The sequence below is a fragment of the Ruegeria sp. HKCCA0370 genome (genome assembly GCF_013033705.1).
Taxonomy (GTDB): domain Bacteria; phylum Pseudomonadota; class Alphaproteobacteria; order Rhodobacterales; family Rhodobacteraceae; genus Ruegeria.
This window is the reverse complement of sequence record NZ_WQEP01000001.1, coordinates 776,894-799,362: the sequence shown is the minus strand read 5'-3', so window position 1 is coordinate 799,362 and position 22,469 is coordinate 776,894. Positions and strand designations below refer to the sequence as shown.

At 57.6% G+C, this 22,469-nt stretch carries 22 protein-coding genes and 1 tRNA gene; 11 read left to right on the top strand and 12 right to left on the bottom strand.

Features of this window, described 5'->3' with window-relative positions; genetic code table 11:
• Positions 1 to 2: 2 nt before the first annotated feature.
• From GOW31_RS04005 to GOW31_RS03995, 3 genes are all read right to left on the bottom strand, one after another.
• Complete coding sequence (locus GOW31_RS04005; RefSeq protein ID WP_170344207.1) at positions 3 to 515, bottom strand: TRAP transporter small permease; 513 nt, start codon at positions 513 to 515, stop codon at positions 3 to 5.
• Positions 516 to 626: 111 nt separating this feature from the next.
• A complete protein-coding gene (locus GOW31_RS04000) occupies positions 627 to 1,772 on the bottom strand; it encodes a TRAP transporter substrate-binding protein (protein ID WP_171168041.1) in 1,146 nt (381 codons plus the stop codon).
• A gap of 23 nt (positions 1,773 to 1,795) precedes the next feature.
• On the bottom strand, positions 1,796 to 1,981 hold the full coding sequence (locus tag GOW31_RS03995) for a hypothetical protein (protein WP_171115836.1): 186 nt from the start codon (positions 1,979 to 1,981) through the stop codon (positions 1,796 to 1,798).
• Between the two features lie 134 nt (positions 1,982 to 2,115).
• Here GOW31_RS03995 and GOW31_RS03990 point away from each other — a divergent pair, with 134 nt between their 5' ends.
• The gene (locus GOW31_RS03990) at positions 2,116 to 3,138 is read left to right on the top strand and encodes a LacI family DNA-binding transcriptional regulator (RefSeq protein ID WP_171168040.1); all 1,023 of its coding nucleotides are present in this window, start codon (positions 2,116 to 2,118) and stop codon (positions 3,136 to 3,138) included.
• Between the two features lie 125 nt (positions 3,139 to 3,263).
• Here the strand turns inward: GOW31_RS03990 and GOW31_RS03985 are convergent.
• The 6 genes from GOW31_RS03985 to GOW31_RS03960 form a co-directional block, all read right to left on the bottom strand.
• A tRNA-Gly gene (locus GOW31_RS03985) sits at positions 3,264 to 3,337 on the bottom strand.
• Between the two features lie 70 nt (positions 3,338 to 3,407).
• Positions 3,408 to 4,235, bottom strand: coding sequence for a polyphosphate kinase 2 family protein (locus GOW31_RS03980; protein ID WP_152458042.1), 828 nt, complete (start codon positions 4,233 to 4,235; stop codon positions 3,408 to 3,410).
• Between the two features lie 126 nt (positions 4,236 to 4,361).
• Complete coding sequence (locus tag GOW31_RS03975) at positions 4,362 to 5,423, bottom strand: methyltetrahydrofolate cobalamin methyltransferase (protein WP_152458043.1); 1,062 nt, start codon at positions 5,421 to 5,423, stop codon at positions 4,362 to 4,364.
• A 9-nt stretch (positions 5,424 to 5,432) separates the two neighbouring features.
• Positions 5,433 to 6,359 carry a methylenetetrahydrofolate reductase gene (locus GOW31_RS03970; protein ID WP_171168038.1) on the bottom strand — a complete coding sequence of 309 codons (927 nt, stop codon included), beginning with the start codon at positions 6,357 to 6,359 and terminating at the stop codon, positions 5,433 to 5,435.
• Positions 6,360 to 6,384: 25 nt separating this feature from the next.
• Positions 6,385 to 6,681, bottom strand: coding sequence for a virulence factor (locus tag GOW31_RS03965; protein ID WP_117868895.1), 297 nt, complete (start codon positions 6,679 to 6,681; stop codon positions 6,385 to 6,387).
• Positions 6,682 to 6,928: 247 nt separating this feature from the next.
• Positions 6,929 to 8,815 carry a PhoX family phosphatase gene (locus tag GOW31_RS03960; RefSeq protein ID WP_171168036.1) on the bottom strand — a complete coding sequence of 629 codons (1,887 nt, stop codon included), beginning with the start codon at positions 8,813 to 8,815 and terminating at the stop codon, positions 6,929 to 6,931.
• 180 nt (positions 8,816 to 8,995) lie between these two features.
• Here GOW31_RS03960 and GOW31_RS03955 point away from each other — a divergent pair, with 180 nt between their 5' ends.
• Both GOW31_RS03955 and GOW31_RS03950 read left to right on the top strand, forming a co-directional pair.
• Complete coding sequence (locus tag GOW31_RS03955) at positions 8,996 to 10,108, top strand: Ppx/GppA phosphatase family protein (RefSeq protein WP_171115826.1); 1,113 nt, start codon at positions 8,996 to 8,998, stop codon at positions 10,106 to 10,108.
• Positions 10,108 to 10,830, top strand: a complete 723-nt coding sequence (locus GOW31_RS03950) for an RlmE family RNA methyltransferase (protein ID WP_152458047.1) — start codon at positions 10,108 to 10,110, stop codon at positions 10,828 to 10,830. Before GOW31_RS03955 ends, GOW31_RS03950 begins: the two co-directional genes overlap by 1 nt.
• Here GOW31_RS03950 and GOW31_RS03945 read toward each other — a convergent pair.
• The 3 genes from GOW31_RS03945 to GOW31_RS03935 form a co-directional block, all read right to left on the bottom strand.
• Positions 10,827 to 11,018: a hypothetical protein gene (locus GOW31_RS03945; protein WP_171168034.1), complete on the bottom strand. Its 192-nt coding sequence runs from the start codon at positions 11,016 to 11,018 to the stop codon at positions 10,827 to 10,829. The two genes, GOW31_RS03950 and GOW31_RS03945, sit on opposite strands and share 4 nt — an antisense overlap.
• Positions 11,019 to 11,105: 87 nt before the next feature.
• Positions 11,106 to 13,007 carry a cytochrome c3 family protein gene (locus GOW31_RS03940; protein ID WP_171168032.1) on the bottom strand — a complete coding sequence of 634 codons (1,902 nt, stop codon included), beginning with the start codon at positions 13,005 to 13,007 and terminating at the stop codon, positions 11,106 to 11,108.
• Complete coding sequence (locus GOW31_RS03935; protein WP_171168030.1) at positions 13,004 to 13,870, bottom strand: YihY/virulence factor BrkB family protein; 867 nt, start codon at positions 13,868 to 13,870, stop codon at positions 13,004 to 13,006. The genes GOW31_RS03940 and GOW31_RS03935 overlap by 4 nt, the downstream gene beginning before the upstream one ends.
• A 159-nt stretch (positions 13,871 to 14,029) precedes the next feature.
• Here GOW31_RS03935 and GOW31_RS03930 point away from each other — a divergent pair, with 159 nt between their 5' ends.
• The 8 genes from GOW31_RS03930 (at position 14,030) to GOW31_RS03895 (ending at position 22,468) form a co-directional block, all read left to right on the top strand.
• Positions 14,030 to 15,115 (top strand): AI-2E family transporter, encoded by a 1,086-nt coding sequence (locus GOW31_RS03930; RefSeq protein ID WP_171168028.1) that lies wholly within the window; start codon positions 14,030 to 14,032, stop codon positions 15,113 to 15,115.
• A gap of 3 nt (positions 15,116 to 15,118) precedes the next feature.
• Positions 15,119 to 16,231 (top strand): acetoin utilization protein AcuC, encoded by a 1,113-nt coding sequence (locus GOW31_RS03925; RefSeq protein ID WP_171168026.1) that lies wholly within the window; start codon positions 15,119 to 15,121, stop codon positions 16,229 to 16,231.
• 116 nt (positions 16,232 to 16,347) lie between these two features.
• Positions 16,348 to 17,325 (top strand): MoxR family ATPase, encoded by a 978-nt coding sequence (locus GOW31_RS03920; protein ID WP_171168023.1) that lies wholly within the window; start codon positions 16,348 to 16,350, stop codon positions 17,323 to 17,325.
• A 17-nt stretch (positions 17,326 to 17,342) separates the two neighbouring features.
• Positions 17,343 to 18,290 carry a DUF58 domain-containing protein gene (locus GOW31_RS03915; protein WP_171168021.1) on the top strand — a complete coding sequence of 316 codons (948 nt, stop codon included), beginning with the start codon at positions 17,343 to 17,345 and terminating at the stop codon, positions 18,288 to 18,290.
• Positions 18,287 to 18,760 (top strand): DUF4381 domain-containing protein, encoded by a 474-nt coding sequence (locus GOW31_RS03910; RefSeq protein WP_171168018.1) that lies wholly within the window; start codon positions 18,287 to 18,289, stop codon positions 18,758 to 18,760. The genes GOW31_RS03915 and GOW31_RS03910 overlap by 4 nt, the downstream gene beginning before the upstream one ends.
• Complete coding sequence (locus GOW31_RS03905; RefSeq protein ID WP_171168017.1) at positions 18,760 to 19,743, top strand: VWA domain-containing protein; 984 nt, start codon at positions 18,760 to 18,762, stop codon at positions 19,741 to 19,743. Before GOW31_RS03910 ends, GOW31_RS03905 begins: the two co-directional genes overlap by 1 nt.
• Before the next feature lie 2 nt (positions 19,744 to 19,745).
• Positions 19,746 to 21,242 carry a VWA domain-containing protein gene (locus GOW31_RS03900; protein WP_171168014.1) on the top strand — a complete coding sequence of 499 codons (1,497 nt, stop codon included), beginning with the start codon at positions 19,746 to 19,748 and terminating at the stop codon, positions 21,240 to 21,242.
• Entirely contained in the window at positions 21,239 to 22,468 is a 1,230-nt protein-coding gene (locus tag GOW31_RS03895; RefSeq protein WP_171168012.1) for a BatD family protein, read from the top strand. The genes GOW31_RS03900 and GOW31_RS03895 overlap by 4 nt, the downstream gene beginning before the upstream one ends.
• Position 22,469: the final 1 nt, after the last annotated feature.

Here is a 22,469-nt window from a genome sequence, read left to right as displayed (position 1 = left end):
CCTCAGTCAAACAGCTTGTCGCCTTCGAAGACGGGGGTGCCGTCACGAAGTGATTTCAGGTCACGCAGGAAGGATTGGATCAGCCGCCATATCATCAGGGCAAATCCAGTGGGCACGGCCATAAGGAACCAGACTTTCGAGACCCGAAGCCCATCCGTGACCGAGCCGAACTTGGCCGAAACATGAACCGCCTCATACGACCAGTAGAGCGCGATGATCGCCACGCCGAACATCACCAGATCGCCAAAAATATAAAGCACCGCCTTGGGGCGCGGCCCGATGTAGTGCATGATCACATCGATCCGTATATGCGCCCGCTCTTTCACCGCAGCCGCGGCACCAATCCAGGCAAGGTAGATGAAGGAATACCGGACAATTTCCTCGCCCCAGATCGACGAATAGGCAAAAATCTCGCGCCGCAGCACCTCGATGGCCATGGTAATCACCAGCATCACGTAGAACACCAGCAGCAACCAGCGCTCTGCGTTCCGGTCTATGTTTTGAAGAATGGTCATCTGATCCTCCGGCGCAGGGACAGCCTGACCCGCGCCTGATGTGGCGGGTTGTTGTCGGGCTGACTGAAAGTAAGGTTCGTGGACGCCCGTCAGGCGTCCACGGCTTGGGCCTTAGGCGTCGTGGACGTAATATTTGCCTTGAGTACCGGCGGCTTCGACCAGCTTTTCGAAGTTTTCCATCGATCCGGCCAGTTCCATCTTGAACGGATCCCAATCGGCGTTCTGATACCCGCCTGCATCCTGCCATTCCGCTAGTTGGTCGTCACTGAGCGAGTGGAACTGCACCCCGGCCTTGTTCAGCTCGGCCATGGCATAGGCGCGGGCCGACGGAACCTTGGACAGGTTCTGATGGCTGGTCATTTCCGACCCCCACATGATGCCTTCCTGCACATCAGCCGGCATCGAGTTGAACCATTCCAGATTACAGGAATAAACTTGGCTGTCCGGCACCGCCTGCGTGAAGGTCACATGGCTGAGGATGTCCTTGAAGCCGAAGACATAGAGTGCGCCAACCGAAGGATCGAGCGCATCCGCAACGCCCTGCTTGATGGCCGAGGGGGTCTCGCCCCAGGCAACGGGCGTCGGGTTGGCGCCGACCATCCGGTAGTATTGTTGCAGCATCTTGGATCCCGGCACGCGGAACTTGATCCCGCTCATATCACCGGGTGTGAGCACGGCATTGCCGCCCTGACGAACCGCAACGACGCGCGGGTCGATGTTCACATAGAACAGAGCCTTGAACCCTGCCGCTTCGACCTTGGGGTGAACCTCACTTTTCCACGTGTCCGAATGGACAAGGTTCGTGAAACGCTGGTTCGAGCCGCACAGGTACGGCATGTTGATCAGGTCGACTGTCGACGCGAACGGCGCGAAATTCGACAGCGAATGCTGCGCCGCCTGAATGGTGCCGCCCTGCACCTTCTGGACCAGTGCGCCACCTGCACCAAGCTGACCGCCGGGGGCCAGTTTGACATAGACCTTGCCGTTGGTGGCGTTCTGAATGTTTTCTTTCAGGTCCAGCTGCATGATCGGATAGCTGCGCGACGCGCCAAGCACATAGGCCGTGGCCACGGTCATCACGTGATCTGCGGCCTTTTCACGCTCGCTCTCTTCCTTCGCGGTCTGCGCGGCGGCCTCGGAAGACCACAAAACGCCCCCTGCCCCAGCGACCAATGCGGCCGTAAACGCGCCACTGGCGCTCAGTTTCAGAAAATTGCGGCGCTCGGCCGATGCCAGTTCGGTCTTGTCGGTTTTCATCAATTGCCCTCCCAAGCAAAAGTTCAGCTGCCGTCTTGTGCGTCCCGGTCAGCTTCCTTTTTCAGAATTGCGACAACGAACAGGATCGAAGCCGCGAACAGAACCAACATCTCTCCAACGTCACCAAGAAACGCGCTGCTCGCAAAAGCACCCAAAGCGACATTTGCGAAATAGATCGCAAAAACGATGACTGATGCAGCGAGATACATTTCCGGGACTCCCTTCAGAATCGGCTCAAATACATTTGTAAGCGCTTACATCATAAATGCAAGCGCTTACATAAACGCTTTCATCCTTGGAAAAATGCGACTAACTTAGGTGAACCGGAATTGAGAGTTCGAGAATGTCAAAACATCGGTCCGCACCGACGCTGGATGACGTTGCCAAGGCAGCAGGCGTTTCAACTGCCACCGTGTCACGGTGCCTGAACACCCCGCAACAGGTGGTCGAGTCAACGCGGAAACGTGTTCTTTGTGCCGTAGAGACCCTGGGCTACACGCCGAACTTTGCAGCCCGAGTGATGGCTGCACGGCGTTCTTTCACGATCGGCGCGATAATTCCGACGATGGAAAATGCAATCTTTGCAAGGGGGTTGCAGGCGTTCCAAGAGGAGATTCACAAACAGGGCTACACCTTGCTGGTCTCCAGCTCGGCTTACCAGCCGGCCGCAGAAGAAGAACAGATCCGAACTCTGGTTGCGCGGGGCGCCGACGGGCTGTTGCTGATCGGGCATGACCGGGACGTGCAAATCTACGACTATCTCGAAAGGCGTAAAGTGCCGGCCCTTGTCGCGTGGTCCTTCCTGCCAAACGAACCAATACCGTCCGTCGGGTTTGACAACAGACGGGCGATGGAGGCTTTGACAAGCAAGATCATCGAATTAGGCCATACGCGGTTGGCAACGATTTCAGGCATCAGCAAGGGCAACGACCGTGCGCGTTTGAGGATCCAAGGGATAAAAGACGCGATGTCCCGACATGGACTGTCGCAAGACGACCTTTCGGTGATCGAAACCTCGTACGAGATTGAAAACGGCGCCGATGCGTTCAAACATCTCATGTCGAGTGACAACCCGCCGACCGCGGTGTTGTGCGGCAACGACGTTCTGGCCGTCGGTGCGGTAAGGCAAGCTCAGCAGATGGGACTGCGGGTGCCCGAAGATGTATCGATCACCGGCTTTGATGATATCGAGCTTGCGCGCATAGTCGCCCCTGCGCTGACAACTGTCCATGTTCCTCATCGTGACATGGGACGCAAGGCTGCTCAGGCGTTGATTCAGATGATCGAATCCAACGCACCGGGCAAATCTGTTGAACTGCCGACGCACATCGTTGACAGAGAGTCCTTGCTTGGCCTCAACAGCTAGAACCGGCTTTACAAGCCCGTTGAGCAGATCCGTGGAAACACGTGCCGGTTAGATCCGTGAAGGCGGTGGCAAAGCCACGCAGCGTCACCTTTTTGATGAATTAACAGCGCCTTACAGTCCGGTTTTGGAGCGGGTAGCGGGAATCGAACCCGCGCGTTCAGCTTGGGAAGCTGACAGGCTACCATTACATCATACCCGCCTTGTCAGATGAAATAACACCAGAACATCCAGACGTTCAACCCGGATCGCAACCAACCTTTTTCGGGTTCTTACTCGGTTCGGGCTCGCAGGCTGTCGATCAGGGACTGGTCGACTGCCAAGGTCTTGCCTGCCGCTTCCAAAGTACGGCGATCCAGATGCTGGGGGTTCAGATCAACCCCTTCCGAAAACGCCTCGACAATGGCCTTCATGGCCGTGATCCTCGCATATTTCTTGTTGTTGGACGGGATCACGTGCCAAGGGGCAACTTCTGTAGACGTCCGTGCCAGCATTTCATCCACGGCCACCTCTGCGACATCCCATTTTTCGCGGTTTCTGAAATCTTCATAGGTCAGCTTCCAGCGTTTCATCGGGTTGGTCAGCCGCTCAGTAAATCGGCGCATCTGCTCTTCCTGTGAAATGTGGAAGAACAGTTTCACGATTCGAGTCCCGTCATCGACCAGCATTCGTTCGAAATCATTGATTTCCTGATACGCGGCCCGCCAGCGTGTTTCCGGAGTCAGCTTTTCGATCCGCTCAACCAAAACCCGGCCGTACCAGCTGCGGTCGAAGGCGGAGATCGCACCCGAAGGCGGCAGGCGTTCCCAGAAACGCAACAGATAATGCCGGTTGAGATAGTAGTTCCGGGGTGCACCAATCGGCCAGACCTTGAAGCTGCGCGGGTCCAGGGCCTGACTGATCCGGCGAATGGTCCCCCCTTTTCCGGCAGCGTCCCACCCTTCGAAAACCAACACGCCCTTGAGCCCGTGAAACAGATAAGCTTGCTGAATTCTGGCCAATCGTGTCTGCAATTCGATCAGCTGATCGAAGTAGACCTTTTTGTTCAGTTTCCTGGTCAGATCCGCATCCGAGAGTTTTGGGGGGTGATGTTTACTCATGCTGCCACCTGATCAATGCATCCTGGATCAGGGTATTCTGAAACCTTCTGCAAATTCGACATTGATCAGGGTCAAATGCAAAAGGCCGGGCGCTGAGCCCGGCCTTTGCAGTCTGTGTCGTTCAGATCAGGCGCGGCGCCGACGGCCACCACCGCGACGTCCACCTACGGGTCCTGCGGCACCCGCTTCGTCCGGTGCTTTGTTGAACCGGATCCACTCACCGCCATGTGGGTCGTTGTTGGTCAGCAGGTTTGCCGCGCGGATGGCTTCCATTTCCTTGCCGGCGCGCGGCTTCGTCGATCCCAGACCGAACATCTGCACGAAGGTTTCATCGTCCATGCCTTCAGGCAGGATGATACCGGCTGCCGCCACGGCCTCTTTTTTCTCGGCGATCTTCTTCTGCGTCACGGGCAACGCCACCGGGTTCATGATGGCCGAGGTCATGCCCGCACCCATCGCCATCGGCAGGAACGCGTTGTTGATGCCGTGACGGTTCGGCAGACCGAACGAGATGTTGGACGCACCGCAGGTGGTGTTCACACCCAGTTCTTCGCGCAGACGACGGACCAGCGCGAACACTTGCTGACCGGCGGTCGCCATCGCACCGATGGGCATGACCAGCGGGTCAACCACGATGTCATGTGCAGGGATGCCGAAATCGGCAGCGCGCTCGACGATCTTCTTGGCGACGTCAAAGCGCACATCGGGGTCTTCCGAAATGCCAGTGTCATCGTTCGAGATAGCCACGACCGGTACGTTGTACTTTTTGACCAGCGGCAGAACCAGTTCCAGACGTTCTTCTTCGCCGGTGACCGAGTTCAGCAGTGGGCGGCCTTCTGCGGCCTCAAGGCCGGCTTCCAGCGCGCCCGGAACCGACGAGTCGATACACAGCGGCACGTCAACCAGACCCTGCACCAGCTCGACGATCTTTCGCATCAGCGGTGGTTCGGTCTCGTTCGGGTTGGGGTTCGAGTTGTAGACAACGCCCGCATTGATATCCAGAACGGTCGCGCCAGCCGCCACCTGAGCCAAGGCGTCCTTTTCAACGGTCGAAAAGTCGCCCGCTTCCAGCTCGGCGGCCAGTTTCTTACGGCCGGTCGGGTTGATCCGCTCACCGATCACGCAGAACGGTTCGTCAAAGCCCAGGACGGCTGTTTTTGTTTTTGATTCTACGACTGTTCGGGTCATGTCCGTTCCTTAGGAGTTTACAGGCTTTGCCGAAGCGCCGCCGTTATTGATCGCCCAGTTGGCGTTGGTCTTGATCCCGCCCAGCGGGAAGAAGTGCACGTTGGTGATGTTGAAATCCGGGTTGGCCGCCTTGTGGTTGGCCAGTTCGGTCACGACATCGGTCGGCTCGTAGGGCAGCAACAGCTTGGAGACATCCATGGCGCGCTTTTGCAGAACCTTCAGAGACGGCCCAACGCCACACGCGATGGCGAATTTGATCAGGGTTTGCAGCTTGGCCGGACCCGCGATTCCGATATGGATCGGCAGATCGATGCCCGCTTCCTTCAGGCTGTTGGCCCAGGCGATGATCGGCTTGGCGTCAAAAGCGAACTGTGTTGCCAGCGCCATTTCGGCATCCGTGGTCTCGTTGAACTTCTGCTTCCAGCGCAACGCGTCATCGACGTTCTTGGTCGAACCGTCGGGGTCGATGTCCTTGTTGCCTTCGGGGTGGCCCGCCACGTGCAGGCGCTTGAAGCCCGCCTTGTCAAACAGACCACTTTCCAGCAGCTGCATCGAGCTGTCGAACTCGCCGTGCGGGTTGGCGACACCGCCCGCCAGCAACAACGCCTGTTCAACGCCTGCTTCGCCCTGATACATGGCGATCCAGTTTTCCAACGTCGCCGCATCCTTGATGATACGTGCCGGAAAATGCGGCATGACAGGGTAACCTTCCGCCGCAATTCGCTTGGCCGTCTTGACCATGTCTTCGATGGGCGTGCCCTCGATATGGGCGATGTAAACGCGTGTCCCCTCGGGCAGCAGCGCGCGGAAATCGTCGACCTTTTCGGCGGTACGCGGCATGACCTCGATCGAATAGCCTTGCAAAAAGGCTTCGACGGTCGGATTTACTGGGCCGCTTTCGACCGCATCACGTTTCTTGAAGTTCAGCAAAGCCATTTCGGCCTCCCATAAAGTCTGGGGCTCATGCCCAACCGTCATTTGCGATCAGCGCTTTGACGCGGTCCTGATCGTATTCCGTTTCCAGACGCACAGCCTCGGCTTCGGCAATCTCGGCAGGATCGCCTTCAACCGCGAAAGGTTCGGCTTTGCGCCATTCGGCCAGATAGGCATCACTGTCCTTGGCGTTCACCTTCATTGCGGCACGGTCGATTGCTTGTTCAAACCGTTCTTCCAACTGCCGCTTTGCGCCACGACGGCCTTTGCCGACGATGACCTGAGCGGGAATGTCGCGCCAATATACGATGGTGACGTCAGGCATTGCTGTGATTCCTCCTAACCCGATGGGCCGGTTCTAAACTTCAATGTAGGCCTGGGTCGGTCGATTTTCGACACACGACGCTTTCCAAACGACGTTTTGCGCCCACTGCTGTGTAGTGGCTTTTACCCAGTTTCCGGGAAAACGCGCATATCATAATTCTCATCGTCTCTATGAAAGCGCTGCATGAAAAAGAAAAACCCCGGACGGGAAAAACCGTCCGAGGCAAGAATTGATGGGGCAAATGGCCTTAGCCGACCAAACCGCCATCTTCGCGCGTAATGGCGATAATGGCCGAGCGTGGCACCGAGTCCCCGCCTTCAGGCCAATGGCTGTTGCCATCTTCGCCCGGGTGCTGAATGCCGACAAACATCGTACGACGGTCCGGCGACCAGCTGAGACCGGTGACCTCGCATTCGTTGGGGCCAACCAGAAAACGGCGGATTTCGCCGGTGACAGGGTCGCCTGCCAGCATCTGGTTGTTGCCCTGCCCGGCGAAGTCACCTTCGTTGCCATAATTGCCATCGGTCTGGATCCACAGCAAGCCGTTGCTGTCGAACTTCAATCCATCGGGTGAGTTGAACATATTTTCGGCGTTCACGTTCTCGGATCCGGCATAGGCGTCTTGGTGGACAGTGGGATTGCCTGCCAGAACGTACAGATCCCAGCCAAAGCCAGCCGCAGCATGATCGCCGCCATCCGGGCGCCAGCGAACGATCTGACCGTAGTTGTTCTTGTCCCGTGGGTTCGGGCCGTTGGCCGAGGTATCGTCGCCCCCTGCATTCGGCTTCACGCCACGGTTCTTGTTGTTGGTCAAGCAACAGTAAACCTCGGGCGCGTTTGGATTAGCCGCAACCCACTCGGGACGATCCATGGTGGTTGCTCCAACTGCCGAACCAGCCTGACGGGTGTGGATGCTGATCTCGGCCTGCGAGGCCATGCCAGTGCTTTCCGGCGTCAGATCAAGCCACTCACCGGTTCCATCGTCGTTGAACTTGGCAACCGAAAGTGTGCCTTGTTCCAACAGTGCGTTTGTGTCCACACCAGCGGCATAAACACCTTCCGAGACAAAGCGGTAAAGAAACTCGCCGCGTTCATCATCGCCCATGTAAACGACGACGCGACCGTCATTGTTTACTATGACTTCGGCGTTTTCGTGCTTGAAGCGTCCCAGAGCGGTCAATTTTCGCGGAGTCGAGGTTGGGTCAGTCGGATCGATCTCAACCACAAAACCAGCACGGTTCGGTTCGTTTGGGTTTTTCGAGACGTCGAACCGGTCATCAATTTTGGCCCAATCGTAACCCCAGTCTTTTGACGATACGCCATAACGTTTCAGATCAGCATTGACCTCGTGATTTTCGTCTTCGGCCGAGAAGTAGCCATTGAAGTTTTCTTCACAAGCCAGGTAAGTGCCCCACGGCGTCACGCCATTTCCGCAATTGTTCCATGTTCCCTTGCACGTCGTTCCGGACGGATCGGCGGCCGTTTTCATCAAGTCATGACCGGCGGCCGGACCCGTAATGGACATTTCGGTCTGCGGTGTAACGCGGCGGTTATAGGGGCTGTCCTTCACAATGCCCCACTTGCCATCGGTGCTCGCGATTTCCACGATCGTGACACCATGCGCCATCATGCCCTTTGCGATGTCGTCATCGGATGCTGGCTTGGCGTCCGGATTGTTGCCCCACAGGATGTCACGATTGGTATATTCGTTGTTTACAACCAGCAGAACGTGACCGTCATGCAAGAAAATGTCCTGACCATCGGTATTGTCACCAAAGGCGCGTTCCTGGCTGGCAGCCGTACCACGGGTCGCGTGATCGAACTCTGGCGCGTCCGACCAAAGCGGATCGCCCCAGCGCACCATAACATCCGCCTTGTATCCAGCGGGAACAATGACCTCGTCCGCAGTCGACACGGGAATCGCCTCAAACGCGAAGCGGTTGGAAACCGCGTGAGCCCCTGAAGGAATCAGCGAACCACCAACAGCTGTGAAACTGCCCATCGCCAAAACGCCGCCCAGAAAACCGCGACGGGACAATGCGCGTTCGACAACGCGATCAAATTCACATTCTTCTGGGCGCGGATTTACGACTTCATCGAATTCGTCGAAGGAAAGGATGCGCTCATCTTTCATTGCGGTCTCCGTATCTGGCTGAGAGCTAATAGATAAACCCGAACGTGGGTTCGCCCATGGAGATCGCATCATTTTGTGAACGGCATGTGACATGCGCGTTAATTTCAAAATTGAAATCACTTGCACGTCGGCAATCCCCCGCCTAGGGTCGGGGTAACTCGAAAATCGGAGGGCGTAAAGATGGCGCCCAAGCGTCCCAAAGGTGCGGGCGCGTTCCCGAAAGCGGTCGAAAGCCCCGCGCCGGCAAGACCCGATCCGGATGCTCTTTATGCGGCACTGGATCTGGGGACAAATAGTTGCCGCATGTTGATAGCCCAACCCAAGGGAAGTGGGTTCCATGTGGTCGACAGTTTCTCCAAATCCGTGCAGTTGGGCGCGGGTCTGGAACGCACCGGACGACTGTCGCGGGCGTCGATGTCGCGTACCGTTCAGGCATTGCGAATCTGTCAGCAAAAGCTGAAACGCAACAAGGTCAAACGGATGCGTCTGATCGCGACCGAGGCGTGCCGCCGCGCCAAGAACTCGCGCGAATTCATCCGGCAGGTGAAGCGCGAAACCGGCCTTACGCTCGAGATCATTCAGCCCGAGGAAGAAGCCCGTCTGGCGGTGATTTCCTGTGCCCCACTGGTTTCGACCAAGACCGAGCAGTTGCTGGTCGTCGATATCGGAGGCGGCTCGACCGAATTGGTCTGGATCGACATCTCGTCCGTTCCGCGGCGCGACCGACCCGCGGCCATCATGCGGCTGCATCACGGGTTTCACACTGTCGACAGCCCTTTTCCAGCGGCCAAGGTCGTTGACTGGATCAGCGTGCCGCTGGGCGTCGCAACGCTGCGGGACCAGTTCAATGATGTCGAGGATGACGCGGCCCGTTTTGCGTTGATGAGTTGGTTTTTCGAGGAAAACCTTGCCGACTTTGCCCCCTACAAGGACGAACAGGCGCGCGAAGGGTTTCAGATCGTCGGCACCAGCGGCACGGTCACCACTGTTGCGGCCTCGCACCTGGGCCTCAAGCGCTATGACCGGACCAAAGTGGACGGGCTGCGCATGACCAGCGATCAGATTGACAAAGTCATACGCGGGTATTTAGAACTCGGCCCTCATGGGCGGCGCCGGGACCCTCGCATTGGTGAAGACCGGCAAGCCCTGATCATGTCCGGCTCGGCTATATTGCAGGCATTGCTCCGTTGCTGGCCCACTGACCGCCTTTCGGTGGCGGACCGGGGGCTGCGCGAAGGTCTGCTTTACGCACAGATGAGCGCGGACGGTGTATTGGAAGACGGACCGTTCTGATGGCGAAGACACCAAGTGGAAAAAACAATTCGGGCCGCGGGCAACGCGACCTGAAGGTCAAGGTCAAGACAGCGCGCGGGCGCAAGCTCAGCTCGACCCGCTGGCTCGAGCGGCAACTGAACGATCCCTATGTCAAGCGTGCGCAATCCGAGGGCTATCGGGGGCGCGCAGCTTACAAGATTTTGGAACTGGACGACAAATTCCGCTTTCTCGTGCCCGGGGCGCGGGTTGTGGATCTGGGCTGTGCGCCCGGCGGCTGGTGTCAGGTGGCGGTCAAACGCGTGAACGCGCTGGGCGAAAAGTCAGGCAAACGGATCGGAACCGTGCTGGGCATCGACCTGCAAGAGGTCGAACCAATTGCCGGAGCCGAAATCCACGTACTGGATTTCATGGAAGATGACGCCGATCAGAAGGTCAAAAGCTGGCTGGGCGGCAAGGCAGACGTCGTGATGTCGGATATGGCCGCAGCATCCTCGGGGCACAAGCAGACCGATCACCTGCGCATCATGGCACTGTGCGAAACCGCCGCCTATTTCGCCTTTGACGTTCTGGAAGAAGGCGGCACTTTTGTTGCCAAGGTTCTGGCTGGGGGGGCTGAGGGCGATCTGCAAAAGTTGCTCAAGCAGAAATTCCAGAAAGTCGCCAATGTCAAACCGCCGGCGTCTCGCTCGGACAGTTCGGAAAAATTCGTTGTGGCAACCGGGTTTCGAGGCGGCTCTTAATCATCTAGCCGGATAAGATTTCCGCTCAGACGCTGTTCACGCAAGGACGTGGCAGCCATTCCCTGCAACATCAGCGTATCTCCGTGCGTCACGTATGATGGTTCCCGGTTGCGCAGGTCTTCGATCCGCTGGGCTAGTGAAACCGAGCTTGAACCCGGCATCTTCCGCATTGTTGCTTCTCTGGACATGGCTCACCTCGGATCAGCACTTTGTTCTTGGCTGTAACAAGGAATTCTGCCGTCAAAATGAAAGAATTCGGGCACGGATGTGCCGGATCAACGCCCGAACTGTTGCGACAATTGCAGCAGGTTCGGATCATCAGGCAACCTGTCCAGCGCCTCTTGCAGCACTATGCGCGCAGCTTCCGGGCCACGATTGATCTGCGCCAATTGCACCAGCATCGGCCACGCCTCTGCCCTCTGCGGGTCCAGCGTCACGACCTCTCTGAACGCCTGTTCCGCCGCCTGCGCGTTGCGAAGCGTCAAAGCCATGCCCCCCAGAACAAGATGGGTTTCCGGGGCGTCCAACCTGTTCGAAATGACCTGCTGCCATTCCGACATGCCCTGCCCAAGCTTGGCCCGCTGCTCAGCCGTCAAGCCCTGCGGCGGTATGCTCAGGAACTCTTTGGCGGCGGTGATGCGCACGTTTCGCAGAGGGTCAGACAGCAACGGCTCGAGCCTGCGCACCTGATCTGCCGGGCTGGCCTGACGTTGCAGCGCCGCTGCAATTGCTCGTATCAGCGGGTCAACGTCCTGCAACAGCGGCGCTGTGTCAGCGGCGATCTGTGGCGACCCAAACGGTTGCAACAGATACGCGGCGGTCGCTCTGACGATGCCCGGCTGCGACGCATCCATTGCGACCGCAAGCAAACCTTCGGGCGTGTCGAGCTGCCCTTCGGCCGCGGCTTTGAAAACTGTCCCATAATGCGGGCGTCGATTTGGCGATCCCGGAAACCAGCCCTCTATCTGGCTTGCGGCCCAGGCCTGATCCTGGTCTTGATGGCAGTCCGTGCAGGCATCAACGCCCAGCCCAAGATCCGGTCGCGGTATGCGAAAACTGTGATCGCGTCGACCGTCGACACCCATGTAGGTCCGCTCGATCATGTGGCAGCTTTTGCACTGGGCGCCTTCGCTGTCTTCCGGGTGATTGTGATGCGCAGGCGTGTCATAGTCCTTTGCGGAAAGGGTCGCGAAATCCGGATTTCCGGCAGGCGAGTGGCACTGTGTGCAAACCCCGTTTCCGTCGGCTTTCAAGTCTGCGCTGTGTGGTTCGTGGCAGTTCATGCATCCGACGCCCTGCGCGTACATCCGGGATTGCAGGAACGAGCCGTAGACGTAGACCTCATCCAGAATTTGCCCGTCGGGATGATAGGACCCGGGGCGCAGCACGGCCAGATTATAGGCATCATGGTACGGGGTTCCCGGAACCGGGTTTCCGTTGCCATGCGCCTCGCGCCGGGAATGACATCCGGCGCATTGCTGTATTTCTTGTTCGGTCCGCCCCTTGCCCCAACTCAACAGAAAGCCGGCATTGGCCAGGCCATCTGAAGAACGCTTTTCCCGGACCCAGTCGATATGTGCGGACCCCGGCCCATGGCAGGCCTCGCACCCGACCCCGATTTCGACCTGTTGTGACGTGTAGCTTCTGGTTTGAGGGTCGTAGTTCTTCTCAAAACCCGTGGCATGACATTCGGCGCAGCGCGCGTTCCAATTCTTGTAAGGACCGGTCCAATGCAACCCGTCATCAGGCGGCAGGTCCTGATCAGGGTACAGGTGATACCAGCGCTTTTGCTCGGTGTCCCAAACCACGTCGAAACTTTGCAAACGGCCCGGTTCGGTCTCGAAAAGGTATTGCTGCAAGGGTTCGATTCCAACGACGGAATGTACGTCATATTCCGTCGTTGCACCGTCTTTTTCCGTTACGCGGGCGGTGAACCTACCCGCCTCATTTTTGAATTGGACGGACATGCCGTCATGATCGAACCGGGTACCGTTGAAATCCGCCACAACAGCGCCGTCAGCGGGGTCTGTCCAGGCCAGCGCATGGTGTGACGCGGCCCAGGCTTCGGCTTCTTGCTGATGACAGTCGGTACACTGGTCTGAACCCACATACTCTGCCGTCTGCGCCTGAACTTCACCAGCAATTGCAAGGCAGGCCAGTATCAGGGCAAATCTCATGCCGTATCTCCTTGGGTGGCTTTTTGCAGATCAATCAATGCACCGTTGTATTCGGCACCCAAGATCAGGATCGCCGAATAGAGATACAGGAAAATCAATGCCGCCATGGCCCCCGCCAATCCAGCATAGGTGGCGCTGTAGGTGGCGAACTGGCTGATATAAATTGAAAACGCCCACCCACCAGCCGCCCATAAGACCAAAGTCAACAAGACGCCAGGCAAAATTTGCATCAGGCTGTGCCTGCGAGTCGGCAGCACAAGATGCGCCAGAAGAACGGTGCCCGCAGGAACCGCCACGGTGAACGTCCAGCGCAGGCGATCCACTGAAAACCAGTTGGCCACGGCAACTTCCGTGTGTTCAGCCACCAGTTTTGTATAGACCGGCAAAATCACCTCGACCGCTGCAATGATCAGAATGGCCGACCCGCCCAGAATGACCAGCACCAGACAGAGCAGTCGGGTTTTCCAGAAAGGCCAACTGTCTTCGTCGTGGTAGGCTTGGTTCATGGCTGCACGTACGGCAGCCACGCCGTTGGAGGCAAAGTAAATCGCCAGAAGCCCGCCCAAGGTGATGACACCCGAGCCGGATCCTGCCAGAACGGCCTGCAGTTCGGCCACGATCGGATCTGCGACGTCCTTGGGCCACGCGCCGAAAATCAGGTCAATCAACTCATCGGTGACATAGCCTTGCGATAACGCCCCTGCCAGCGCCACGGTGAACAGCACAAAGGGAAACAGCGCCATCATCAGCGACATGGCCACGTGGCTGCTCATGACGAAACCGTTCTTTCTGCTGAACCGGCGGATCGACAGCCAAAGTGCCTGAACAGGTCGGCCAAACAAGGGATTCGCGGCAGTGGACATGCTGCAACCCTAACCTGCCGAAATGGAACACAGAACCCGTCATGAATATCTATTTGGAGAATGAGGGCCAACAAACGCCTGAACGCATTGCATAAACAAGACCTCGCGTGCAGGATTGGGTCGCGCAGGACGGGAAATGCGCCAGACACAGGATACCGAATGACCCCGGATCAAAAAGACATTACGGTTAGTCCCAGGCTTCGACTGTCTGTTGTCCGGGATACATGCATCATCGCGACGCTGATCGTGCTGGGCCTCTATGCCGGTGCGAACTTCCTGATCCCGCTTGCCATGGCGCTGCTGGTCAATGTTCTGATCATCGCGCTAAGCGATCGCGTCGTAGCCCTGACCCGCGCTCCGGTCTGGATGGCCAATATTGCCGGTGTGACCGTCGTTCTGGCGGGTTTGTTCATGATTATGTACGTGCTGGGTAGTCAGGCGACGCAGTTTGCACGATCCATCAGCACCTATGAAAACCAGTTTGACGGTGCGGTCGAGCGTGTAACGGGGCTGGTCGGCAACGACGTGACCACCTTCATTCGTGACAATCTGGTCAGTATCGACATGTCCTATGTCGCACGCGTGTTGCTGGGCAGCGCCACCTCATTGTTGAACCAGTTCTTCCTGATCAGCCTTTATGTCGCCTTTCTGATGGCCGAACGGCTTGCCTTTCGGAAAAAGATCCAACTGGCCGCCGGAAATCCTGTCGCCGCAGCAGAGTTTTCCACCATGCTCGATGCGATTTCGGTCAGCTTGCAGCGCTATGTCGGCGTCAAAACCCTGATCAGCCTGATAACGGCAACCATCAGCTATACGGTTTTCCGCTCGCTTGGTCTGGAATACGCGGAAACCTGGGCCGTATTGACCTTTGCCCTGAATTTCATCCCCTCGATCGGTTCGATCATAGCGGTGTTTTTTCCGGCCATGATCGCGCTTGTTCAATTCGAAACGATCCTTCCCTTCCTGGTGATCGTGCTGGGATGTGGAACGATCCAATTCCTGATCGGCAATTTCCTGGATCCGGCCATGCTTGGCCGATCCCTGAACATGTCGACCTTTCTTGTCATTCTGGCCCTGACCTTCTGGACAACGGTCTGGGGCCTGATCGGAGCGTTTCTGAGTGTGCCTCTGACCGTATGCATCCTGATCGTTTTCAGCCACATCCCTGCACTTCGGCCGGTCGCTATACTGATGTCTCTGGATGGCAGGTTGGGCGAGGATAACAGTCGGGCCACAGCAAGCTAGGTCATGAAGCGCCCCCTGTTCATCGGATCGGATATCTACCGCAACTCGACCTACGGTTCAAAACACCCGCTGGCCATCCCACGGGTTTCAACCGTCATCGATCTGTGTCGCGAACTGGGTTGGTTGACGCCCGAAAACTACCGCGTCAGCCCCTGCGCAAAGCCAAGTGTATTGGAAAGGTTTCATACGCCGGACTATATCGCCGCCCTGCAAAAGGCAGAAGCGGACCAGCATGTTACGGACGAAACACGGGATAAATACGGTTTGGGGACTCTGTCGAACCCGGTCTTCGCCGAGATGTATCGCCGGCCGGCAACCGCCGCCGGTGGTTCCATGCTGGCCGCCGAACTGATCCGGGATGGAGGGATCGTTTTCAACCCTGCGGGCGGCACCCACCATGGCCTTGCGGACCGGGCGAACGGGTTTTGTTATCTGAACGATCCGGTTCTGGCGATACAGACCCTTTTGAGCGCTGGCCTGGATCGCGTGGTCTATGTCGACATCGACGCCCATCATTGCGACGGGGTTGAACTTGCGTTTCACGGGTCGGACAGAGTTCGGATGATCTCGGTCCATGAAACGCGGCGATGGCCTTTCACGGGTCAACTTGAGGAAGACGCCGGTGGCGCGGCCTTCAACCTGCCTGTTCCAAGGCATCTGAACGACGACGAATTCGCCGCCATTCTGGATCAATTGATCCTGCCAGCGACCGAGGCGTTCAAACCGCAAGCGATTGTCCTGCAATGCGGTGCAGACGCCGTGGCCGAAGACCCGCTTTCGCGTTTGACCCTGTCCAACAACGCGCATTGGCGAACGGTCGCGGCGCTGAAGTCTCTTTCGCCTCGTTTTCTGGTTCTGGGTGGCGGTGGATACAATCCCTGGTCCGTGGGACGCTTGTGGAGCGGCGTTTGGGCCACCCTGAATGATTTCGAAGTTCCTGACACACTTGACGTCGGTGCACAGAAAATCCTGCGGGATCTGACCTGGAGCAGGGCCGCAGGACAGGCGCCTCAACCCCACTGGCTGGACAGTTTGCGAGACGCGCCAAACATCGGGCCCATACGACAGGAACTGAGGAACGATTTGCGCCACCTCACCGCCAGGCATTCACAGTAGATCGGTCCGCCAAAGCCTGTTAGCATTCCGATATTTCGGGATATTCCTGACCGGCTTACCCCCTGTTCCGTTATCAATTCGTTTCTTCCAGCTTGGCACCGATTGGACCACCACCCATGAATGCACTTAATCAGATACTTGATCTCAAAACCCGCATGGGCCAGTCCATCATCGGGCAAACCGAGGTCATCGACCGACTGCTGATCGGGATGCTGGCCAACGGAAACCTTCTGATCGAAGGTCTGCCCGGATTGGCCAAAACACGTGCCGTCAAGGCGATGGCGCGCAATTTGGATGCAGACTTCAGCAGGATCCAGTTCACACCTGACCTGCTGCCTTCAGACGTGACGGGAACCGAGGTGTTTCAACAAACCGATGAGGGCGGCACCTTTCGGTTCGAGCCCGGTCCGATCTTTGCCAATATCGTCCTCGCTGACGAAATCAACAGGGCACCGGCCAAGGTTCAGGCCGCATTGCTGGAGGCGATGGAAGAACGGCAGGTCACGGTTTCCGGGACCACCCACAAGATGGAACCGCTGTTCATCGTGATGGCAACCCAGAACCCCATTGAACAAGAAGGCACCTATCCCCTGCCCGAAGCGCAGATGGACCGTTTCCTGATGCATGTTCAGATCACCTATCCGCCGGTCGAGGACGAGGTTGAAGTGATCCGGCTGGTGCGGGGCGAAGAGATCGCCGCCGGGAAAGGCGCGTCAAGCGAGCCACCACCGACAATCCCGCAGGACGCCGTTTTTGCAGCGCGTTCGGAAATTGGGCAGATCCATGTTTCGGATGCAATGGATCGCTATATGGCCGATCTGGTTCAGGCGACCCGGACGCCTGCGGCGCTCAGCGAAGAACTGGCCAGCTGGATCGAAATCGGCGCCAGCCCGCGTGCCTCATTGGCATTGGACAAATGCGGTCGGGCGCATGCGTGGATGAACCAGCGTGACTATGTGGACCCTGCGGATATTCGAGCCATTGCACATGACGTGTTCCGTCACCGCATCACGCTGAGCTTCGAGGCGCAGGGGAACGCCAAAACGGCAGATGACGTGATCGCGGAAATCCTGCGTCTCGTCGCGCTGCCCTGACTGTTAGGGTTGGCCGGGTGCAGCGATCCTCAGCATATCCCGATGATCCCCGCATTCACGTCGATGCGGATCACCTGTTGCGTCTGGAACTGCATTCCCGTGCCCTGAGCTTTTTACCACGTCAGCCTGCCCGCTCGATCCTGAATGGCAGACACGCATCACGCCTGCGCGGACGCGGCCTGAATTTCGAGGAATTGCGCAACTACCAACCGGGCGACGACATCCGAACAATTGACTGGAAAGTCACGGCGCGAACCGGTGAGCCCCATGTTAGGGTCTATACCGAGGAACGAGACCGCCCTGCCCTGTTGCTGGTCGATCAGCGCGTTTCGATGTTTTTCGGAACCGAAGTCTACATGAAATCGGTCATCGCCGCCGAAGCTGCCGCAATCACCGCGCATCGCGTTCTTGGTCAGGGCGATCGTGTCGGTGGTCTGGTATTCAATGACACAAGCGTTGCTGAACACAGGCCGCAGCGCCGCGCGGCGGCGCTCATGCGGTTTCTGTCTTCCATCGGCGCTGCCAATTCGGCCTTGCATGCTGCCTTGAACCCGCAACCCACCGTAACTCTGAATGACATGTTGTCGGAAGCCGCGCGTATGCCCCAAACCAACGGGCTGGTTTGCCTGTTTTCCGACTGCGACGGGCTTGACGAAAAATCGGAATCCGTGCTGCGCCGCATTGCGGTCTCAAACGATCTGATCGTGTTCAATATTGCTGACAAGACAGCCAAGGGGCTGGCGCCCGATCTGAAACTCACGGTCTCGGACGGGCGCGACCAGATCGAAATCGACAGCGCCGACCCCGAATTGTCCGGCAAAATTCGCAAATCCATGGAAGACAGGTTGGACCACCTGCACACATGGTCCCGTCGATACGGTTTTCCGGTTGTTCCATTGACGACCGCAGAACCTGCCCTGGATCAGTTGCTGTATCTGTTCGGACATCGCAGGGGGCAGAAATGAGCATCGACACGACAGGGAAATCTCTGGTTGATCTGCTGAATATGCTCGAGCCGGCACCGGAACCCACGCCTGTTTCGATGTTTCCGCAGACATGGGGGTGGTTGGCGCTGGCCGTCATACTGCTTGGCCTTGCCGTACTGGTCAGTGTTCTTTTCGTCCGGCGAAGTCGGGCGAACGCGTATCGCCGCCATGCGCTGGCCGAGCTGGCAGACCCGGATATCACGTCGGCAAAAGTTGCCGAAATCCTTCGCCGCACCGCGTTGGTCGCGTATCCGCGCAGGCAGGTTGCAGGGATTCACGGGGATGACTGGTTGAATTTCCTTTCGCAAATCTCTGATGACAAGTCCTTTTTATCAGACATTGGGCAAACGCTGATCGACGCGCCGTACAAGGACCTGCCGCCAAACCGCGCCTTGACCCAGCTTGCTAGGCATTGGGTCAAGTCCCATAAACGGTATCGGGGAACGTGATGTTTTCCTTCTCTGCGCCCTGGGTGTTTCTGCTTTTGCCGCTGCCGCTGCTGGTGTACGCCATTGCTCCGCCCCGGCGGGAAACAACCGTGTCCATTCGCATTCCGTTTTTTCGCCGCGTGGCCCAGGCGGCGGGCGTCGAGCCGCAATCCGGGTCAATGATCCGAACCCGGGCCCGGCTGCAAACAGTCAGCGCCGGCTTGATCTGGATACTTCTGGTTCTGGTGCTGGCGCGTCCGGAACGTCTGGGCGACCCCGTGGTGATGGAAAAATCTGCACGCGATGTGGTTTTGGCGCTGGATATCTCTGGCTCGATGGATCAGCGCGACTTCCAGACCGGATCCGGTGCCCCGATGCAACGGTTGGAGGCGGTCAAAGAGGTTCTCAAGCAGTTCATCTCTGAAAGAGATGGTGACAGGATGGCGCTGATCATCTTTGGAACACGCGCGTTCATTCAAGCGCCCTTCACGGAAGATCTGAACAGTTTGAATGGGTTCCTGGACCAAACTCAAGTTGGCATGGCGGGTCCGAACACGGCTTTGGGCGATGCGATCGGGCTTGGCATTCGAACTTTTGAATCCAGCGAGGTTGACCAGCGCCTGATGATCGTTCTCAGCGATGGCGCCGATACGTCCAGTCGCATGACACCCGTCAATGCCTCGGCCATTGCTGCGGAAAAGAACGTGGTTGTCTATACGATTGGTGTTGGAGACCCGAATGCCACGGGCGAAGACCGTGTCGATCTTCAGGCACTAAAGGACATAGCCGATCGCACGGGCGGAGAATATTTCTTTGCCGACGATGCAACGGCCCTTGAACAGACCTATGCACGCATTGATTCACTGAACCCCAGAATGGTGGAAACGCAAAGCTATCGCCCCAAGCAAAGCCTTGCCCATATTCCGTTACTCATCGCGTTGATCGTCATTTTGGTCAGCATGACCTGGTTCCATTTTTCACTGCGACACCAGGGGGCCCTCTGACAATGGATCTGGCTGATTTCCATTTTATCCGAGGCTATTACCTGCTGCTTCTCATTCCCATCCTTGTGTTGTGGTGGCGGATCAGACCCAGACCGATGGCAGACACCAAACTGCCATCAGGGATCGCCCCGCACCTTGCAGAGGCCTTGCTGCTGGGCAAGGAAGAAAACAGGCGCATCCAGCCCATTGATGTTGCGCTGATCATTGCGGCGCTTGTCACATTGGCGGCCTCGGGTCCGACATGGTCGCGCGCGCCCAACCCGTTGATCGCAGACACGGCCCCGTTGGTGATCGCTCTCAAAGTCACCGACAGCATGGAAAGCTCGGATCTTGCGCCATCGCGGCTGGATCGGGCACGGTTCAAGATTTCCGACCTGATCACCGAACGTGCCGGCGCACGAACCGCTTTGATCGCCTATGCAGGAACGCCGCACCGAGTTGCGCCTTTGACCGAAGACGCGAACATACTTCGTCCGTTGCTTGAGGGGTTGACGCCTGCGGTGATGCCGAAGGATGGCGATGCGGCAGCCGATGCGCTTGCGTTGGCTCAGTCCATTCTGGACGACAGCGACAGCCCGGGGGCGATTCTGTTTGTATTGGACGACCTTGATCCATCTCAGGTAATGGGGCTAAGCTCCTCTTCTTCTGATATTTTCTTTCTCACCATGCTGCCGGATGGTGGTCGTATCGCGCAGCTGGACAACATCCCAAACGCCTCAGTGGTCGCGTTTTCGGACGACGACCGGGACATCAATCAACTGATGCGCCGCATTCAATCGGCCTATACTGCCGCCCTGGATGACGATGATCGTCTGGACTGGCAGGACAAGGGCTGGATCCTGGCCTGGCCTGCTGCGGTGTTGTCTCTGCTGTGGTTCCGCAAGGGCTGGGTAATTCGTTGGGCGGTTCTGGTTTTGATTGCGTTGCCTTCATCCGGCGCGCGGGCAGAAGGATGGCGAGACTGGTTTTTCACCTCCGACCAACAAGGCCAGATCGCGATGACCCAAAAACGATTTGGCGACGCGGCCGAGATGTTCGAAGACCCATATCACAAGGGATATGCCTATCTCAGGGATGGTCAATACGAAAAGGCGTCGTCCGTGTTTTCCACACTGGACACGCCGGAAGCTGCGTTTGCCGAAGGTATGGCCCGCATAAAAAACCGCGAGTATCGCCCAGCCATATCGGCGTTCGAGACCGCCTTGGAACGTCGCCCCGACTGGCCCGAAGCCCAGCATAATCTCGACCTGTCCAAGGCCATCCTGGACTATGTCGAAACGACGCGTGAACAGTCTGACACAGGGGAGGAGGCTGGCATCGGTGCCGATGATACGGTGTTTGACAACGATGCAGCACGTGGCAGTGACACCACGGTTCAAGCCCCCAAGGACGGGCCACAGTCACTGTCCGCCGACCAGTGGATCAGCATGATCGACACCGACATGCAGGATTTTCTGAGAAACCGTTTCCTTTTGGAAATTCAGGAGCAAACAGAATGAGATACCTTGCTGTCTTCATCCTGTTGTTGCCGTTATCCGTGTCCGCACAGGAAAACTCAGCCTATCAACCTCGGGTGTCAGTGGACGTCCCGAACGAGGCCGTCATCGTCGGCCAACCCGCCATCGTCCGCATCAAGGTTCTGGTACCGACCTTCATGCCGCAGCCGCCCGTATTCCCATCATTGGAGCAACAAAATGTCCTTGTTCGCCTGCCTGAGAGGGCTTCTGGTCCGATAAGCGAAACGGTAGACGGAGAAACGTGGTCCGGAGTACAGCGCAGTTATCGCCTGTATCCGCTGACATCAGGGCCGGTCGCGTATGATGCGCAAGAGGTTGTCGTGACATTTGCCGACCCGCAGTCCAATGACCCGGTTCAGGTTTCGGTGACGCTTCCTTCCATACAGCTGAACGCAGAGATCCCAGAGGGCGCTCAAGGTCTTGACCCGCTGATCATCGCAAGTGGTTTCTCTCTTGATCAGAATCTGGACGGTCCGACCGATATGCAGGCCGGTGATTCCATCACGCGCGAGATAAGCGCGCAGATCGCTGGCACCACGGCCCTGACAATCCCGGCGCTGACGCCGCAGGATCAAAGCCAACTGCTTCGCGCCTATCCCAAGGAGCCCCGCTTTTCGGAAACAGAAGACCGGGGCATCTTGTCCGGGCAGCGGGTCGAAGAAACCGTGTACATCGCCCAAGATGGTGGCGAAACACAGTTGTCGGCCGTTTCCATCGACTGGTTCAATCTGGACACCGGTCAGATCGAAACGGCATCACTTCCCTCGACCAAGCTGACACTGGCACCACCCAGGCGACAGCCGCCTGACGCGCAAACCATCATCAAATCAGTTCTTTACCTTGTCATTGTTGTATTCGCATTGTGGACATTGGGAAGGTTTCTGCGCCCGCGCTACTCAACCTGGAAAACGGAACGGCGCCGCAGATATCTGGCATCCGAGAAATATGCCGTCGATGCCTTGCGATCCGCTTTAATATCACGGGATTTGCCCGCAGTTTATCAGGCATTGGGTCTTTGGAAATCGCGAAGCGCGCATCCAGAGTGTTCTTTGGATCTTGAGAAGAGCCTTATGAATATCGGTGCGGCGCGGTATTCAGCGACGACTTGCAACAGCCCGGAAGACTGGGAAGCGGCCGTGCAACACCTGGGTGGACTGAACAGCGCAACAGAACGAAAGAGCGGGTCTTTGCCCCCGCTCAACCCTTAGA

What these genes read in the sequence shown, in the direction of transcription:
- GOW31_RS03960 (WP_171168036.1), bottom strand. Translation starts at nt 8,815, where the DNA reads ATGAAAGATGAGCGCATCCTTTCCTTCGACGAATTCGATGAAGTCGTA.
- GOW31_RS04005 (WP_170344207.1), bottom strand. Translation starts at nt 515, where the DNA reads ATGACCATTCTTCAAAACATAGACCGGAACGCAGAGCGCTGGTTGCTG.
- GOW31_RS03910 (WP_171168018.1), top strand. Translation starts at nt 18,287, where the DNA reads ATGAGCATCGACACGACAGGGAAATCTCTGGTTGATCTGCTGAATATG.
- GOW31_RS03965 (WP_117868895.1), bottom strand. Translation starts at nt 6,681, where the DNA reads ATGCCTGACGTCACCATCGTATATTGGCGCGACATTCCCGCTCAGGTC.
- GOW31_RS03935 (WP_171168030.1), bottom strand. Translation starts at nt 13,870, where the DNA reads ATGTCCACTGCCGCGAATCCCTTGTTTGGCCGACCTGTTCAGGCACTT.
- GOW31_RS03950 (WP_152458047.1), top strand. Translation starts at nt 10,108, where the DNA reads ATGGCGAAGACACCAAGTGGAAAAAACAATTCGGGCCGCGGGCAACGC.
- GOW31_RS03930 (WP_171168028.1), top strand. Translation starts at nt 14,030, where the DNA reads ATGACCCCGGATCAAAAAGACATTACGGTTAGTCCCAGGCTTCGACTG.
- GOW31_RS03975 (WP_152458043.1), bottom strand. Translation starts at nt 5,423, where the DNA reads ATGACCCGAACAGTCGTAGAATCAAAAACAAAAACAGCCGTCCTGGGC.
- GOW31_RS03920 (WP_171168023.1), top strand. Translation starts at nt 16,348, where the DNA reads ATGAATGCACTTAATCAGATACTTGATCTCAAAACCCGCATGGGCCAG.
- GOW31_RS03900 (WP_171168014.1), top strand. Translation starts at nt 19,746, where the DNA reads ATGGATCTGGCTGATTTCCATTTTATCCGAGGCTATTACCTGCTGCTT.
- GOW31_RS03955 (WP_171115826.1), top strand. Translation starts at nt 8,996, where the DNA reads ATGGCGCCCAAGCGTCCCAAAGGTGCGGGCGCGTTCCCGAAAGCGGTC.
- GOW31_RS03905 (WP_171168017.1), top strand. Translation starts at nt 18,760, where the DNA reads ATGTTTTCCTTCTCTGCGCCCTGGGTGTTTCTGCTTTTGCCGCTGCCG.
- GOW31_RS03970 (WP_171168038.1), bottom strand. Translation starts at nt 6,359, where the DNA reads ATGGCTTTGCTGAACTTCAAGAAACGTGATGCGGTCGAAAGCGGCCCA.
- GOW31_RS03925 (WP_171168026.1), top strand. Translation starts at nt 15,119, where the DNA reads ATGAAGCGCCCCCTGTTCATCGGATCGGATATCTACCGCAACTCGACC.
- GOW31_RS03945 (WP_171168034.1), bottom strand. Translation starts at nt 11,018, where the DNA reads ATGTCCAGAGAAGCAACAATGCGGAAGATGCCGGGTTCAAGCTCGGTT.
- GOW31_RS04000 (WP_171168041.1), bottom strand. Translation starts at nt 1,772, where the DNA reads ATGAAAACCGACAAGACCGAACTGGCATCGGCCGAGCGCCGCAATTTT.
- GOW31_RS03995 (WP_171115836.1), bottom strand. Translation starts at nt 1,981, where the DNA reads ATGTATCTCGCTGCATCAGTCATCGTTTTTGCGATCTATTTCGCAAAT.
- GOW31_RS03990 (WP_171168040.1), top strand. Translation starts at nt 2,116, where the DNA reads ATGTCAAAACATCGGTCCGCACCGACGCTGGATGACGTTGCCAAGGCA.
- GOW31_RS03895 (WP_171168012.1), top strand. Translation starts at nt 21,239, where the DNA reads ATGAGATACCTTGCTGTCTTCATCCTGTTGTTGCCGTTATCCGTGTCC.
- GOW31_RS03940 (WP_171168032.1), bottom strand. Translation starts at nt 13,007, where the DNA reads ATGAGATTTGCCCTGATACTGGCCTGCCTTGCAATTGCTGGTGAAGTT.
- GOW31_RS03980 (WP_152458042.1), bottom strand. Translation starts at nt 4,235, where the DNA reads ATGAGTAAACATCACCCCCCAAAACTCTCGGATGCGGATCTGACCAGG.